Origin of the sequence: Streptomyces sp. NPDC050448 (assembly GCF_040655295.1) — a bacterium.
Lineage (GTDB): Bacteria > Actinomycetota > Actinomycetes > Streptomycetales > Streptomycetaceae > Streptomyces.
In genome coordinates this window covers 1-15,065 of the sequence record NZ_JBFAJR010000054.1, presented here as the reverse complement: position 1 = coordinate 15,065, position 15,065 = coordinate 1, and the positions used below count along the sequence as shown (strand labels likewise).

At 69.1% G+C, this 15,065-nt stretch carries 15 protein-coding genes and 1 pseudogene; 7 read left to right on the top strand and 9 right to left on the bottom strand.

Annotation, left to right across the window (positions count from 1 at the left end):
* The first annotated feature begins 42 nt into the window (after positions 1 to 42).
* Complete coding sequence (gene trxB, locus AB0I68_RS36250; protein WP_363181660.1) at positions 43 to 1,002, top strand: thioredoxin-disulfide reductase; 960 nt, start codon at positions 43 to 45, stop codon at positions 1,000 to 1,002.
* 52 nt (positions 1,003 to 1,054) lie between these two features.
* The gene (gene trxA / locus AB0I68_RS36245) at positions 1,055 to 1,396 is read left to right on the top strand and encodes a thioredoxin (RefSeq protein WP_363181659.1); all 342 of its coding nucleotides are present in this window, start codon (positions 1,055 to 1,057) and stop codon (positions 1,394 to 1,396) included.
* Between the two features lie 80 nt (positions 1,397 to 1,476).
* Here the strand turns inward: trxA and AB0I68_RS36240 are convergent, their stop codons facing one another.
* The 9 genes and pseudogenes from AB0I68_RS36240 to rpmH form a co-directional block, all read right to left on the bottom strand.
* Entirely contained in the window at positions 1,477 to 2,094 is a 618-nt protein-coding gene (locus AB0I68_RS36240) for a GNAT family N-acetyltransferase (protein ID WP_363181658.1), read from the bottom strand.
* Between the two features lie 105 nt (positions 2,095 to 2,199).
* Positions 2,200 to 3,312, bottom strand: coding sequence for a ParB/RepB/Spo0J family partition protein (locus AB0I68_RS36235; protein ID WP_363181657.1), 1,113 nt, complete (start codon positions 3,310 to 3,312; stop codon positions 2,200 to 2,202).
* Positions 3,309 to 4,394 carry a ParA family protein gene (locus AB0I68_RS36230; RefSeq protein WP_363181656.1) on the bottom strand — a complete coding sequence of 362 codons (1,086 nt, stop codon included), beginning with the start codon at positions 4,392 to 4,394 and terminating at the stop codon, positions 3,309 to 3,311. Before AB0I68_RS36230 ends, AB0I68_RS36235 begins: the two co-directional genes overlap by 4 nt.
* A 235-nt stretch (positions 4,395 to 4,629) precedes the next feature.
* Positions 4,630 to 5,346, bottom strand: a complete 717-nt coding sequence (gene rsmG / locus AB0I68_RS36225) for a 16S rRNA (guanine(527)-N(7))-methyltransferase RsmG (RefSeq protein ID WP_363181655.1) — start codon at positions 5,344 to 5,346, stop codon at positions 4,630 to 4,632.
* Positions 5,347 to 5,482: 136 nt separating this feature from the next.
* Entirely contained in the window at positions 5,483 to 5,995 is a 513-nt protein-coding gene (locus AB0I68_RS36220; protein WP_266786761.1) for a R3H domain-containing nucleic acid-binding protein, read from the bottom strand.
* 15 nt (positions 5,996 to 6,010) lie between these two features.
* Positions 6,011 to 7,114 carry a membrane protein insertase YidC gene (gene yidC / locus AB0I68_RS36215; protein ID WP_363181654.1) on the bottom strand — a complete coding sequence of 368 codons (1,104 nt, stop codon included), beginning with the start codon at positions 7,112 to 7,114 and terminating at the stop codon, positions 6,011 to 6,013.
* A 30-nt stretch (positions 7,115 to 7,144) separates the two neighbouring features.
* A pseudogene (gene yidD / locus AB0I68_RS36210) lies at positions 7,145 to 7,399 on the bottom strand (membrane protein insertion efficiency factor YidD); the annotation flags it as partial.
* Positions 7,396 to 7,770, bottom strand: a complete 375-nt coding sequence (gene rnpA, locus AB0I68_RS36205) for a ribonuclease P protein component (protein WP_363181653.1) — start codon at positions 7,768 to 7,770, stop codon at positions 7,396 to 7,398. The pseudogene yidD and the gene rnpA, both read right to left, overlap by 4 nt.
* Positions 7,771 to 7,791: 21 nt before the next feature.
* Positions 7,792 to 7,929 carry a 50S ribosomal protein L34 gene (gene rpmH, locus AB0I68_RS36200; protein WP_018547628.1) on the bottom strand — a complete coding sequence of 46 codons (138 nt, stop codon included), beginning with the start codon at positions 7,927 to 7,929 and terminating at the stop codon, positions 7,792 to 7,794.
* Positions 7,930 to 8,284: 355 nt separating this feature from the next.
* On the opposite strand from rpmH, the gene dnaA reads away from it, so the two are divergent.
* From dnaA to AB0I68_RS36175, 5 genes are all read left to right on the top strand, one after another.
* Positions 8,285 to 10,054, top strand: a complete 1,770-nt coding sequence (dnaA, locus tag AB0I68_RS36195) for a chromosomal replication initiator protein DnaA (RefSeq protein ID WP_363181652.1) — start codon at positions 8,285 to 8,287, stop codon at positions 10,052 to 10,054.
* Positions 10,055 to 10,971: 917 nt separating this feature from the next.
* Positions 10,972 to 12,102, top strand: a complete 1,131-nt coding sequence (gene dnaN / locus AB0I68_RS36190) for a DNA polymerase III subunit beta (protein ID WP_030153167.1) — start codon at positions 10,972 to 10,974, stop codon at positions 12,100 to 12,102.
* A 242-nt stretch (positions 12,103 to 12,344) separates the two neighbouring features.
* The gene (gene gnd, locus AB0I68_RS36185; RefSeq protein ID WP_363181651.1) at positions 12,345 to 13,220 is read left to right on the top strand and encodes a phosphogluconate dehydrogenase (NAD(+)-dependent, decarboxylating); all 876 of its coding nucleotides are present in this window, start codon (positions 12,345 to 12,347) and stop codon (positions 13,218 to 13,220) included.
* Positions 13,221 to 13,291: 71 nt separating this feature from the next.
* Positions 13,292 to 14,428 (top strand): DNA replication/repair protein RecF, encoded by a 1,137-nt coding sequence (gene recF / locus AB0I68_RS36180; RefSeq protein WP_363181650.1) that lies wholly within the window; start codon positions 13,292 to 13,294, stop codon positions 14,426 to 14,428.
* A complete protein-coding gene (locus AB0I68_RS36175) occupies positions 14,425 to 14,952 on the top strand; it encodes a DUF721 domain-containing protein (protein ID WP_363181649.1) in 528 nt (175 codons plus the stop codon). Before recF ends, AB0I68_RS36175 begins: the two co-directional genes overlap by 4 nt.
* Positions 14,953 to 15,065 lie beyond the last annotated feature (113 nt).

Here is a 15,065-nt window from a genome sequence, read left to right as displayed (position 1 = left end):
CCGGCAAGCAGCGCGCAGTCCACAGAGACGAGGAAAAAACCCGTGAGCGACGTACGAAACGTGATCATCATCGGTTCCGGGCCGGCCGGTTACACGGCAGCCCTGTACACCGCACGCGCTTCGCTCAAGCCGCTGGTCTTCGAAGGCGCCGTCACCGCCGGTGGCGCGCTGATGAACACCACCGAGGTCGAGAACTTCCCCGGCTTCCAGGACGGCATCATGGGTCCGGACCTCATGGACAACATGCGCGGCCAGGCCGAGCGCTTCGGCGCCGAGCTCGTGCCCGACGACATCGTGACCGTGGACCTCACCGGCGACATCAAGACCGTCACCGACACCGCCGGCACCGTGCACCGCGCCAAGGCCGTGATCGTCACCACCGGCTCCCAGCACCGCAAGCTCGGACTGCCCAACGAGGACGCCCTCTCCGGCCGCGGTGTCTCCTGGTGCGCCACCTGCGACGGGTTCTTCTTCAAGGACCAGGACATCGCCGTCGTCGGCGGCGGCGACACCGCGATCGAGGAAGCGACCTTCCTCTCCCGGTTCGCCAAGTCCGTCACCATCGTGCACCGCCGCGACAGCCTGCGTGCCTCCAAGGCCATGCAGGACCGCGCCTTCGCCGACCCGAAGATCAAGTTCGCCTGGGACAGCGAGGTCGCCGCGATCCACGGCGAGCAGAAGCTCTCGGGCCTCACCCTGCGCAACACCAAGACCGGTGAGACCTCCGAGCTCCCCGTGACGGGCCTCTTCATCGCCGTCGGCCACGACCCGCGCACCGAGCTGTTCAAGGACCAGCTGGAGCTCGACGAGGAGGGCTACCTCAAGGTCGAAGCCCCCTCGACGCGCACCAACCTCACCGGTGTGTTCGGCGCCGGCGACGTCGTCGACCACACGTACCGTCAGGCCATCACCGCCGCGGGCACCGGCTGCTCCGCGGCCCTCGACGCCGAGCGCTTCCTCGCCGCCCTCGCGGACGCCGAGAAGGCCCACGCGACGGTCTGACCCCCCAAGCACCCCCCACCCCACACCCCGCAGGAAGAATTAGGAGGCCGCTGTGGCCGGCACCCTCAAGAACGTGACCGACGCTGACTTCGACACCGAGGTCCTTGGCAGCGACAAGCCCGTACTGGTGGACTTCTGGGCCGCCTGGTGCGGACCGTGCCGCCAGATCGCGCCGTCCCTCGAGGCCATCGCTGCCGAGTACGGCGACCAGATCGAGATCGTCAAGCTCAACATCGACGAGAACCCGGCCACGGCCGCCAAGTACGGCGTCATGTCCATCCCGACCCTGAACGTCTACCGGGGCGGCGAGGTCGCCAAGACCATCGTCGGTGCCAAGCCGAAGGCCGCCATCCTGCGCGACCTCAACGACTTCATCGAGGTCAAGACCGCCTGACGGCCGGGCTCCGCCCAGCGGTAGCCGGGAGTTTCACGTGAAACGGGGCCGCCCCTCAGGGGCGGCCCCGTTCGCACACATCACAGCGGGCGCAGCGCGGGCTCCTTCCGCGCCGCACCGAGCAGCCGGTCCAGCGCGAGCTCCACGTCTTCCTTCCACGAGAGCGTGGAGCGCATCTCCAGCCGCAGCCGCGGATGCACCGGATGCGGCCGCACCGTCTTGAAGCCCACGGCCAGCAGGTGGTCCGCCGGCAGCAGACACGCCGGGCCCTCCCACCGCGCGTCCCCGAACGCCTCGATCGCCCGGAACCCGCGCCGTAGCAGGTCCTTGGCCACCGTCTGGACCATCACCCGTCCCAGGCCCTGGCCCTGATAGCCCGGCATGATCCACGCCGTGATCAGCTGCACCGCATCCGGGGACACCGGACTCGTCGGAAAGGCCGTGGCCCGCGGCACATACGCCGGCGGTGCGTACAGCACGAATCCCACCGGGATGTCGTCCACATAGACCACACGGCCGCACGAACCCCACTCCAGCAGGACGGCCGAGATCCACGCCTCCTTCTCCAGCGCCGGAGTTCCCGCCTTCACGGCAGCCTCACCGCTGACCGGATCCAACTCCCAGAACACACAGGACCGGCAACGCCGAGGCAGGTCCTGAAGGTTGTCCAGCGTGAGTGGTACCAACCGACGCCCCATGAGCGCATCGTATCCACAGCCCGAATCGGGCGAAACCGCAACAAGGCAAAGGGGCGGACCGTGTCGGTTCGCACCGGCACGACCCGCCCCTCGGCGGCAGGGGACTCACTCCCCGGACAGACCCTGCTCCAGCACCCGGCCCTCGCCCGGCGCCAGCGTTCCCAGAATCCGCTCCAGATCCTCCATCGACGCGAACTCGACGGTGATCTTGCCCTTCTTCTGGCCCAGATCCACCTTCACGCGCGTCTCGAACCGGTCCGACAGCCGCGTCGCCAGCTCGCTCAACGCCGGAGCCACCCGGGCGCCGGCCCTCGGACCCTTCGGCTTCACGGCTCCCGAGGGCTCCGAGCCCATCAGCGACACGATCTCCTCGACCGCACGCACCGACAGCCCCTCGGCCACGATCCGGTGCGCCAGCCGGTCCTGGACCTCGGACTCCTCCACCGACAGCAGCGCCCGCGCATGCCCGGCAGAGAGCACACCCGCGGCCACCCGGCGCTGCACCGGCGGCGACAGCTTCAGCAGGCGCAGCGTGTTCGACACCTGCGGGCGCGAACGCCCGATGCGGTCAGCCAGCTGATCGTGCGTGCAGTTGAAGTCCTTCAGCAGCTGGTCGTAGGCGGCCGCCTCCTCCAGCGGGTTCAGCTGCGCCCGGTGCAGGTTCTCCAGCAGCGCATCCAGCAGCAGCTTCTCGTCGTCCGTCGCCCGGATGATCGCCGGAATGCGCTCCAGCCCGGCTTCCCGGCACGCCCGCCAGCGACGCTCGCCCATGATGAGCTCGTAGCGGCCCGGAGCCGACTGCCGCACCACCACCGGCTGAAGCAGACCCACCTCCTGGATGGAGGTCACCAGCTCCGCCAGCGCATCCTCGTCGAACACCTCACGCGGCTGCCGCGGGTTCGGCGTGATCGCGTCCATCGGGAGTTCGGCGAACGTCGCCCCGGCCACCACGTTGGCCTCGGGCTCCACCGCCTCCGGCTCAACCGCAACCGCAATCGCCGATGTTTCACGTGAAACGTCCCCGGCCACCGCGGGAGGTGCCCCCGCCTGCGCCAGCGAAGCCAGCTTCGCTGCCGCGATCCCGCGCTCCGAAGCCATCACCGGAACCGCCGACGGAGACGTCGACCCGGCACCGATCACCGGCGGCGTCTTCTCCTGCGGAGCTGCGGGGATCAGCGCGCCGAGCCCTCGCCCCAGACCCCTACGTCGCTCACTCACTGGATCCCCTCCGCCACACTCTGCGTGCTGTTCATGCCCGCGCCCCGATGGGCGTACTGGGCGTCGTACGAAATTCCGGCCCCCCGCAGTGCGATCTCACGCGCCGCTTCCAGGTAGGAGAGAGAACCGCTGGAACCCGGATCGTAGGTGAGCACCGTCTGGCCGTAGCTCGGCGCCTCGGAAATACGCACCGACCGCGGGATGCTGGTGCGCAGCACCTCCTTGCCAAAGTGGGTGCGCACCTCCTCCGCCACCTGCGAAGCCAGCCGGGTCCTGCCGTCGTACATCGTCAGCAGGATCGTCGAGACATGCAGCGTCGGGTTCAGGTGGGCCCGCACCAGGTCGACGTTGCGCAGCAGCTGACCCAACCCCTCCAGTGCGTAGTACTCGCACTGGATCGGGATCAGCACCTCGGCACCGGCCACCAGTGCGTTCACGGTCAGCAGGCCCAGCGAGGGCGGGCAGTCGATCAGGATGTAGTCCAGCGGCTGCTCGTACGCCTGGATGGCCCGCTGCAGTCGGCTCTCCCGGGCCACCAGCGACACCAGCTCGATCTCCGCACCCGCCAGGTCGATCGTGGCGGGAGCACAGAAGAGCCCCTCCACGTCCACCACCGGCTGGACGACCTCCAGCAGCGGCCGGCTGTCCACGAGCACGTCGTAGATCGAGGGCACATCCGCGTGGTGGTCGATACCGAGCGCCGTAGACGCGTTGCCCTGGGGGTCGAGGTCGACCACCAGAACCCGCGCACCGTGCAGGGCCAGGGAGGCCGCCAGGTTCACGGTCGTCGTGGTCTTACCCACGCCGCCCTTCTGGTTGGCGACCACGATGACCCGCGTCTGCTCCGGGCGGGGCAGCCTCTCGCCGGCGCGCCCGAGCGCGTCGACCGCCAGCTGGGCGGCACGGCCGATGGGTGTGTCGTTGTCTACAAGGGGTGAGGATGTTTCACGTGAAACATCCTCACCCGCAGATTCAGAGCGGGGACCGGGGACCGGATCGGCCATCGGCCCCGCGAGGTTGGCGTCGGACCGCACGGTGTCACTCTCCTCGACATCAGGCTCGCGATGAACAGAGCCTCCCATGTCACCGGGGTCGCGAACCAGCGGGGCCCGTACTCCTGTGGATGAATCCACCGATGTGGACAACTCCGTCCCCCCTTCGTCCTTGCGGTGACGGGGGGACGCAGCCTCACGACCGCGGCTGATGATTCCGTGCAGCAGAGAGCGACGTTTCACGTGAAACACGATGCCCGGACGGAGTCATCAGGCCGCTACGACACTCCGAAATCCATACCTATAGGGCTCAATACACCCGAAATCAGCGACGCCGACGCGTCCGGCTGGTGCGAGCGGCCTTAGCCCGCTTGGCCGCGAACCTCACCCCGCCGGGGCTCTCTCCGACCTCGACCCGGACCACCGTCGACATGGGATCCACCACACCTTCGCCCACGTGCAGCACCGAGGTCTTCACCACACCCAGCTTCGCCAGCGCGACCTTCGCCGACACCAGCTCCTCCTCGGCGGTGTCGCCCTTCAGGGCCAGCATCTCCCCGTACGGACGCAGCAGGGGCACGCCCCAGCCCGCTAGCCGGTCCAGCGGAGCCACGGCGCGCGCCGTCACGACATGCACCGGCTGCACCTTGCCGAGGACCTCCTCGGCCCGGCCACGCACCACCGTGACATGGTCCAGGCCCAGCAGCTCCACGACCTCCTGAAGGAAAGTCGTACGTCGCAGCAGCGGTTCCAGCAGCGTGATCTTCAGATCCCGCCGCACCAGAGCCAGCGGGATACCGGGCAGGCCGGCACCCGAGCCCACGTCGCACACGGTGACGCCCTCGGGCACCACCTCCGACAGCACCGCGCAGTTCAGCAGGTGCCGCTCCCACAGCCGCGGCACCTCACGCGGGCCGATCAGGCCGCGCTTGACCCCCGCGTCCGCCAGCAGCTCCGCATACCGCACAGCTTCCGGGAAAAACTCGCCGAACACCGCGCGCGCCTCTTCAGGCGCCGGGGGAAGCTCCGCTGCCTCCGTCACGGGGACCGTCCTTCCGTACCGCATGGATCGTTGAAAACGCACTGCTTGAACTGGCACCGCCCGAACCGGCACTGCCAGGCTGACAAACTTCGGCCCCGTCTGCGACACAGACGGGGCCGAACACTCAGGGCTGCGATCAGGCCGGGAGCACGACGACGAAGCGCTGCGGCTCCTCGCCCTCCGACTCGCTCTTGAGACCGGCAGCCGCCACGGCGTCGTGGACGACCTTCCGCTCGAAGGGCGTCATCGGCGCCAGCTTCAGCGGCTCACCGGACGCCTTCACGTCCGCCGCCGCCTGGGCGCCCAGCGCCGCCAGCTCCTCGCGCTTCTTCGCACGGAACCCGGCGATGTCCAGCATCAGCCGGCTGCGGTCCCCGGTCTCGCGGTGCACCGCGAGACGGGTCAGCTCCTGCAGAGCCTCCAGGACCTCACCGTCGCGGCCCACGAGCTTCTGCAGATCGCGGCCGGCCGAGTCGCTGACGATCGACACCGCAGCCCGGTCGGCCTCGACGTCCATGTCGATGTCCCCGTCCAGGTCGGCGATGTCCAGCAGACCCTCCAGGTAGTCGGCCGCGATCTCGCCCTCCTGCTCGAGGCGGGTCAGGGTGTCGCCACTCTCAGCGGCGGCGGTGGTGGTGCCTTCCGTCACGGGAGGGACTCCTTCTCACTTCTTGGAAGAGGGCTTGGGGGGCGTCTGTCGCTGCGACTTCGACTGCCGCTTCGGCTGCTGCCGCTTGGCGGCACCGCCGCTCGCCGCGTCCGAGTCGGCCGTGGCCTCGGCACTCCTGATCACAGACCCGTCTGCCTGCGCAGCCAGACCCTGCTTCGTGAGAGCCACGATGAACTTGCGCTCGTTGTCGTTGCGGTCCGGGCCCTTGGCCACGATCGTCGCGACGATCTTCTTCTTGCCCCGGCCCTTGACGTCTCCGTGGGTGGTGACGTGCTTCAGCAGACGGGTCAGGTACTGGTCCTGCGCCTTGCTGCCCGGCGTCGGGTTCTGGTTGATCACGTACATCTGCTGACCCATGGTCCACACGTTCGTGGTCAGCCAGTAGACGAGGACACCCACGGGGAAGTTGATGCCCATCACCGCGAAGATCAGCGGGAAGATGTACATCAGCATCTTCTGCTGCTGCATGAACGGCGTCTTGACCGAAAGGTCGACGTTCTTCTGCATCAGCTGGCGCTGCGTGTAGAACTGCGACAGCGACATCATGACGATCATGACCGCGGTCACGATCCGGACGTCGGTGATCGAGGCGCCCAGAGAGGCGGCCTTCTCGGCGCTGTCCGTGAACTTCGCAGCCAGCGGCGCACCGAAGATGTGCGCCTGACGGGCGCTCTCCAGCAGCGACTGGTTGATCACGCCGATGGTCTGGCCGTTGGCGATGGCCGAGAGCACGTGGTACAGCGCGAAGAAGAACGGGGACTGCGCCAGGATGGGAAGGCACGAGGAGAGCGGGTTGGTACCCGTCTCCTTGTACAGCTTCATCATCTCTTCGGACTGGCGCTGCTTGTCGTTCTTGTAGCGCTCCTGGATCGCCTTCATCTTCGGCTGGAGCGCCTGCATGCCGCGCGTTGCCTTGATCTGCTTCACGAAGAGCGGGATCAGGCAGATACGGATCAAGACCACCAGGGACACGATGGACAAGCCCCAGGCCCAGCCGCTGTCCGGGCCGAAAATCGCGCCGTACAGGCTGTGGAACTGGACGATGACCCACGAGACAGGCGTGGTGATAAAGCTGAACAGACTGGCAATCGTGTCCACTAATCAGGCTCCTTGAGCATTGCGAGATCTACGCAACGCACTGCGCAGCTGCTCGTGCCAACGCGGGCGTTTACGGGGTGGGACATGGTCGACACCACCGGCGGACCACGGATTGCACCGCAGGATCCGCCAGCCGGTCAGAACCGTCCCCTTCACCGCACCATGCCGGTCGATGGCCGTGAACCCGTAGTGCGAGCACGAGGGGTAATAACGGCACACCGGCCCGAGCAGCGGACTGATCGTCCACTGGTACAGCTTGATCAATGCGAGCAGCGGGTACTTCATCGAGCCACGCCTCCCAGGAGCCGCGTCAGAGCGGCATCCAGGTCCCGGGCCAGTTCGTCGACACCGGCATCACCCGCGCCGGGCAATGCCCGCACCACCACCAGGCTACCGGGGGGCAGCTGGGACAGCCGCTCGCGGACGAGATGGCGCAAACGGCGCTTCACCCGGTTACGGACGACGGCGCCACCCACGGCTTTGCTGACGACGAAACCCGCACGCGTCGAGGGATCGATCTCCCCCGGCTCGTGCGGGTCCGTTGCACCGCTTGTACGTAGGTGGACGACGAGGAGCGGGCGACCAGCCCGACGGCCTCGGCGTACCGCGCTCGCGAAGTCCTCGCGCCGCCTCAGCCGATTCTCGGGAGACAGCACGACGTCACGACCTGCGCGTTGTTACGCGGAGAGGGCGGCGCGGCCCTTGCTGCGGCGGTTCGCCAGGATCGCGCGACCGGCACGGGTACGCATCCGCAGGCGGAAGCCGTGGGTCTTGGCACGACGGCGGTTGTTCGGCTGGAAGGTGCGCTTGCTCACTCGGGGGCTCCAGAGAATAAATCGTTGTGGCGGGACATCGCCTGGCTGTCACCGTGCGCCCACGAGGAAACTCGCGTGTTCGCCCGAGTGGCACCGCTAATCGATCACAAAGGTGATCTACGCCCATCGGTAGGCAGGCGGCAGCAGCCATCGACAACTCGACCTCGTTACGGTACGCGCGGCTACGCCATCCGGTCAAACCGAGGCTACGTGCCCCCAACACTGTGCACAGGCTGTGGACAACGACTTGAACCGTACCCGTCGGGCTGACTACCGTTGTCTGATCCCGGATTTTTTGTCCCGACCGTCCCAAAGAACCACACATTCGTGGGACCCCTGTGAGAGAGCGTGCTCTGTGGCTGACGTACCTGCCGATCTTGCCGCAGTGTGGCCAAGGGTGCTCGAAAAGCTCCTCGGGGAGGGACAGCATGCGATCGAGCCCAAGGACAAGCAGTGGGTCGAGCGCTGCCAGCCCCTGGCACTCGTCGCCGACACCGCGCTTCTCGCCGTCCCCAACGAGTACGGCAAGCGCGTCCTCGAGGGCCGGCTCGCCCCGCTGATCAGCGATGCGCTCAGCCGTGAGTGCGGCCGCCCCATCCGCATCGCCATCACCGTGGACGACTCCGCCGGCGAGCCCGCGCCCCTGGCCGCGCCCACCCAGCAGCGCCCCGATTCGTACGAGCCGTACGGCGGCCAGCGCCCCGGCGGCCACACCGGCCCCGGCGGCCCTTCCGACGACCAGCTCCCGACCGCCCGCCCCGCCTACCCGGACTACCAGCAGTCGCGCCCCGAGCCCGGCTCCTGGCCCCGCGGCGGCCAGCAGGACGACTACGGCTGGCAGCAGCCCCGCCTCGGCGGCTTCCCCGAGCGCGACCCGTACGCCTCCCCGCAGCCGGGCTACCTCCAGCAGTCCGAGCCCGGCGGCTACGAGCAGGGCGCCTATGAACAGCAGCAGTACGAGCCCCGCCCGCCGCAGCAGTCCCATCAGTACGAGCAGCAGCAGTACGAGCAGCCGGCCCCGCGCCCGGCACCCGGCCGGCCCGCACCGCCCCCGGCCCCGTCCGGCGGCTCCACGTCGGGCCCGCTGGAGCCGACCGCCCGGCTGAACCCCAAGTACCTGTTCGACACCTTCGTCATCGGCGCCTCCAACCGCTTCGCGCACGCCGCCGCGGTGGCCGTCGCCGAGGCGCCCGCCAAGGCGTACAACCCCCTCTTCATCTACGGGGAGTCGGGCCTCGGCAAAACGCATCTGCTGCACGCCATCGGGCACTACGCGCGGAGCCTCTACCCCGGCACCCGGGTGCGGTACGTGAGCTCCGAGGAGTTCACCAACGAGTTCATCAACTCGATCCGCGACGGCAAGGGCGACGCGTTCCGCAAGCGCTACCGCGAGATGGACATCCTGCTCGTCGACGACATCCAGTTCCTCGCGAGCAAGGAGTCGACGCAGGAGGAGTTCTTCCACACCTTCAATACGCTCCACAACGCCAACAAGCAGATCGTGCTGTCCTCCGACCGGCCGCCCAAGCAGCTCGTCACCCTCGAGGACCGGCTCCGCAACCGCTTCGAGTGGGGCCTGATCACCGACGTCCAGCCGCCCGAGCTGGAGACCCGTATCGCGATCCTGCGCAAGAAGGCGGTCCAGGAGCAGCTCAACGCCCCGCCGGAGGTACTGGAGTTCATCGCCTCCCGCATCTCGCGCAACATCCGGGAGCTGGAGGGGGCGCTGATCCGGGTCACGGCCTTCGCGAGCCTGAACCGGCAGCCGGTCGACCTGGGCCTGGCCGAGGACGTCCTCAAGAACCTGATCCCCGGCGGCGAGGACTCCGCCCCCGAGATCACCGCCTCGGACATCATGGCGGCCACCGCCGACTACTTCGGGCTCACCGTGGACGACCTGTGCGGCTCCTCGCGCAGTCGCGTCCTGGTCACCGCCCGGCAGATCGCCATGTACCTGTGCCGGGAGCTCACGGACCTGTCGCTGCCCAAGATCGGGGCACAGTTCGGCGGCCGCGACCACACCACCGTCATGCACGCGGACCGCAAGATCCGCGCCCTGATGGCGGAGCGGCGCTCCATCTACAACCAGGTCACGGAGCTCACCAACCGCATCAAGAACGGCTGAGCCGGCTCTCCCTGCACGGGGCCGTGCACGCTCTCACAGGAGCTGTGCGCGGGCCGTCAGGGCCTCTTCAAACGCATCCAGAGGGCGCTCCCGGGGTACTTCGGGGGCGCCCTTCTTTGTCCGCGCGCCCCTGACCTGTTCGAATACGCCCCCTGTGGAGCAACTCATCCACAGATTCCCGGACTTTCCTCCGTCCACAGGCTGGGGACGGCTTCCGTCACCCACAATCTGTCCACAGGCGTGCGGGATGAGTCCCCATCAGGCCAGGTCAGCCACCTGTGGAATTGTGCGCAAGCGTCATCCACAGGCTGTGGACAGAAGATTCATCCACAGGCTCGTCCACTCCTCTGTCCACCGCTGACCCACAGGTTGCCGCATCCTGTGCACAGGATCCGACGAGTTACCCACACCGCTGTCCACTGTTCGGCAACATTGCACCCCCCCTCACCGCCCTGAGTGAAAGCCGTCACACGGAAGTCGACGTTTGGGCTGTGGAGTACTTGGGGAAAGCTGGGGACACACCTGTGGAGTAGTCGGGGTCACCTGGGGACGGCCTGTGCAGAACTTTTCGTTCTCCACAGGAACAGGGTGTTTTCCACCGGTGCCACCCACAGGGTCGGTGGATAAAAAACGCGGGTTGACCTGCGAGGACGGGCTTATCCACCGTTTCCACAGGCCCTACTACTACCCCCATAGAGAGTTAGGCCGGTTTCGGTTTTCAAGCGGGTCCTGTGCACAACTCGGCGGGAACGCCTCCCCGACACCTCGCTCCCGACTTGACCTCCGGCAGCACCGACTGTCGGCGCCGTACGTCAGACTGGTCCCCGGCAACGAGGCTCCGAGCCACCGAGGCATCGAGGCATCGAGCCGACGACGAAGGCCGGCAGACGAGCGAGCAACAGCAGGAGGCGGTTCCGGTGAAGATCCGGGTGGAGCGCGACGTACTCGCGGAGGCGGTGGCTTGGGCTGCCCGTAGCCTCCCGGCCCGGCCGCCGGTGCCCGTTCTCGCGGGCCTGCTGCTGAAAGCCGAGGAGGGCACCCTGTCCCTCTCCGGCTTCGACTACGAGGTCTCGGCCCGCGTCTCCGTCGAGGCGGACGTCGAGGAGGACGGCACCGTCCTCGTCTCCGGCCGGCTGCTCGCCGACATCTGCCGCGCCCTCCCCAACCGCCCGGTGGAGATTTCCACAGACGGTGTACGGGCGACCGTGGTCTGCGGCTCCTCGCGATTCACACTCCACACCCTGCCTGTGGAGGAATACCCGGCGCTGCCGCAGATGCCGACCGCGACCGGCACCGTGCCCGGTGAGGTCTTCGCCTCCGCCGCCGCCCAGGTCGCCATCGCCGCCGGCCGCGACGACACGCTGCCCGTGCTGACCGGTGTCCGCATCGAGATCGAGGGCGACCGCGTCACCCTGGCCTCCACCGACCGCTACCGCTTCGCGGTCCGCGAGTTCCTGTGGAAGCCGGAGAACCCGGACGCCTCCGCCGTGGCCCTGGTGCCCGCCAAGACGCTCCTGGACACCGCCAAGTCCCTGACCAGCGGTGACACCGTCACCCTGGCGCTGTCGGGCTCCGGCGCGGGCGAGGGCCTCATCGGCTTCGAGGGCGCCGGCCGCCGCACCACCACCCGCCTCCTCGAAGGCGACCTGCCGAAGTACCGCACGCTGTTCCCGACGGAGTTCAACTCCATCGCCGTGATCGAGACCGCCCCGTTCGTCGAGGCCGTCAAGCGCGTGGCCCTGGTCGCCGAGCGCAACACCCCGGTCCGCCTCAGCTTCGAGCAGGGCGTGCTGATCCTGGAGGCGGGCTCCTCCGACGATGCACAGGCTGTGGAACGTGTGGACGCCAAGCTCGAGGGCGACGACATCTCGATCGCCTTCAACCCGACCTTCCTGCTGGACGGCCTGAGCGCGATCGACTCCCCGGCCGCGCAGCTGAGCTTCACCACGTCGACGAAGCCGGCGCTGCTCAGCGGCCGTCCGGCCGTCGACGCCGAGGCCGACGAGGCGTACAAGTACCTGATCATGCCGGTGCGCCTGTCCGGCTGACGCACGCGTACGTCGGGCCCGGTCTCGCAGGCTGCGGGGCCGGGCCCGACGGCGTTCGCCCGGCCGCCTGCCCGCGCAAGGCCGCGAAGGCCGCGCAGAGCCCCGTACGGCCTCTCGTACGGCCGCCCCTGGAGCGCCCGTGGCGCCGCGGGGCACCGCCCGGCGTAGGCTCGGAGCCGGGGTGCCCCCGGGGGATCCGGGGAACCCGGCACAGACGGCCACAACGCTTAAGGAACCACCTGATGGAGCTTGGTCTCGTCGGTCTCGGCAAGATGGGCGGCAACATGCGCGAGCGCATCCGCCGCGCAGGCCACACCGTCATCGGATACGACCGCAACCCGGACCTTGCCGATGTCCACAGCCTGCGGGAACTTGTGGACAGCCTGCAGGCCCCCCGCGTCGTGTGGGTGATGGTCCCGGCGGGTGCGGCGACCCAGTCCACCGTCGACGAGCTCGCGGAGCTGCTCTCGATCGGCGACATCGTCGTCGACGGCGGCAACTCGCGCTGGACCGACGACGAGAAGCACGCCGCCGAGCTGGCCGCCAAGGGCATCGGCTTCGTCGACTGCGGTGTCTCCGGCGGCGTCTGGGGCCTGGAGAACGGCTACGCGCTGATGTACGGCGGCGAGAAGGACCACGTCGCACGGGTGCAGCCGGTCTTCGACGCCCTCAAGCCCGAGGGCGAGTTCGGCGCCGTGCACGCCGGCAAGGTGGGCGCCGGCCACTTCGCGAAGATGGTCCACAACGGCATCGAGTACGCCATGATGCAGGCCTACGCCGAGGGCTGGGAGCTGCTCGAGAAGGTGGACTCGGTCACCGACGTCCGCGAGGTGTTCCGGTCCTGGCAGGAGGGCACGGTCATCCGCTCGTGGCTCCTGGACCTCGCCGTGAACGCGCTGGACCAGGACGAGCACCTGGAGCAGCTGCGCGGCTTCGCGCAGGACTCGGGCGAGGGCCGGTGGACGGTGGAGGCGGCGATCGACAACGCCGTGCCGCTGCCCGCGATCACCGCCTCGCTCTTCGCGCGGTTCGCATCCCGCCAGGACGACTCGCCGCAGATGAAGATGATCGCCGCGCTCCGCAACCAGTTCGGCGGCCACGCGGTCGAGAAGAAGTAGCCCCACCAGCCACCGGGGCACCACAGCAGCACAGAGCAGAGCAGCAGGAAGCCGGGGGAGGTCGGCGTCGCATGCATGTTTCGCATCTCTCACTGGCCGACTTCCGCTCGTACGCCCGGGCCGAGGTTCCCCTCGACCCGGGCGTCACGGCTTTCGTGGGCCCCAACGGCCAGGGCAAGACGAATCTGGTCGAGGCCATCGGCTATCTGGCGACGCTGGGCAGCCACCGCGTCTCCTCGGACGCGCCGCTGGTGCGGATGGGCGCGGACCGGGCGATCATCCGCGCGGCCGTCACCCACGGCGAGCGGCAGCAGCTGGTGGAGCTGGAGCTGAACCCGGGGCGGGCCAACCGCGCCCGGATCAACCGGTCCTCGCAGGTCAGGCCGCGGGACGTGCTGGGGATCGTACGGACGGTGCTGTTCGCGCCGGAGGACCTGGCCCTGGTCAAGGGGGATCCCGGGGAGCGCCGGCGGTTCCTCGACGAGCTCGTCACGGCCCGCTCGCCGCGGATGGCGGGAGTCCGGTCGGACTACGAGCGGGTGCTCAAGCAGCGGAACACCCTTTTGAAGTCGGCGGCGATGGCACGCCGGCACGGCGGCCGTTCCATGGACCTCTCCACCCTCGACGTGTGGGACCAGCACCTCGCGCGCGCGGGCGCGGAGCTGCTGGCGCAGCGCCTCGACCTGATCGCGACGCTGCTGCCGCAGGCGGACAAGGCGTACGAACAGCTCGCGCCCGGCGGCGGCCCGCTGGGGCTCGCGTACAAGTCCTCGGCCGGCGAGGCGGTGGACAGCGGTACGGCGCGCACGCGCGAGGCGTTGTACGAGGTGCTTCTGGCGGCCCTGGCCGAGGTGCGCAAGCAGGAGATCGAGCGGGGCGTGACCCTGGTGGGCCCGCACCGGGACGACGTGGTGCTGCGGCTGGGCGATCTGCCGGCGAAGGGGTACGCGAGCCACGGGGAGTCCTGGTCGTACGCGCTGGCGCTGCGGCTGGCCTCGTACGAGCTGCTGCGCTCGGAGGGCGCGGAGCCGGTGCTGATCCTGGACGACGTGTTCGCGGAGCTGGACGCGCGGCGCCGGGAGCGGCTGGCGGAGCTGGTGGCTCCGGGCGAGCAGGTGCTGGTGACGGCCGCGGTGGACGACGACGTTCCGGGCGTGCTGGCGGGGACGCGGTTCGGGGTGTCCGGTGGTGAGGTGACCCGGCTGTGAGCGAGGAGAAGAAGGAACCGCGCAAGGCCCCGGAGCCTTCGGGTGTGGATCTCGCGCGGCAGGCGCTGGCGGCGGCCCGGGAGCAGGCGCGGGCCCGGGGCAATGCGGCCGGCGGGAAGAAGGGGAGCCGGCAGCCGGGACTGCGCTCGGGTGCGCGCGCGGACGGCCGCGACCCGATGCCGTTGATGGCGGCGCTGGACCGGCTGCGCACGGAGCGCGGCTGGGAGATGCCGATGGCGGTCGCGGGCGTGATGGAGCGCTGGCCGGAGATCGTCGGGCCGGAGATCGCGGCGCACTGTGAACCGGATCGGTACGAGGACCGTGAACTGGTCGTGCGGTGCGACTCCTCGGCATGGGCGGCGCAGCTGAAGCTGCTGGCTCCGCAGCTGGTGGCGCGGCTGAACGCGGACCTGGGGCAGGGCACGGTCCGGATGATCAAGGTCCAGGGGCCGGGCGGACGCCCGAAGCGGTACGGGCCGTTGCGCGCGCCGGGCAGTACGGGTCCGGGGGACACGTACGGCTAGGGGGTGTCCGGCGGATCATGGCCGGGCCCGGGCCGCCTGGCACCGCGCCTTGCCGCGTTGTCGTCGGTCGCCAATATCCCCCAGCTACCGCTGGGAGGTGCCCCCACCGCATT

What these genes read in the sequence shown, in the direction of transcription:
- recF (WP_363181650.1), top strand. Translation starts at nt 13,292, where the DNA reads ATGCATGTTTCGCATCTCTCACTGGCCGACTTCCGCTCGTACGCCCGG.
- gnd (WP_363181651.1), top strand. Translation starts at nt 12,345, where the DNA reads ATGGAGCTTGGTCTCGTCGGTCTCGGCAAGATGGGCGGCAACATGCGC.
- AB0I68_RS36240 (WP_363181658.1), bottom strand. Translation starts at nt 2,094, where the DNA reads ATGGGGCGTCGGTTGGTACCACTCACGCTGGACAACCTTCAGGACCTG.
- AB0I68_RS36230 (WP_363181656.1), bottom strand. Translation starts at nt 4,394, where the DNA reads ATGGGAGGCTCTGTTCATCGCGAGCCTGATGTCGAGGAGAGTGACACC.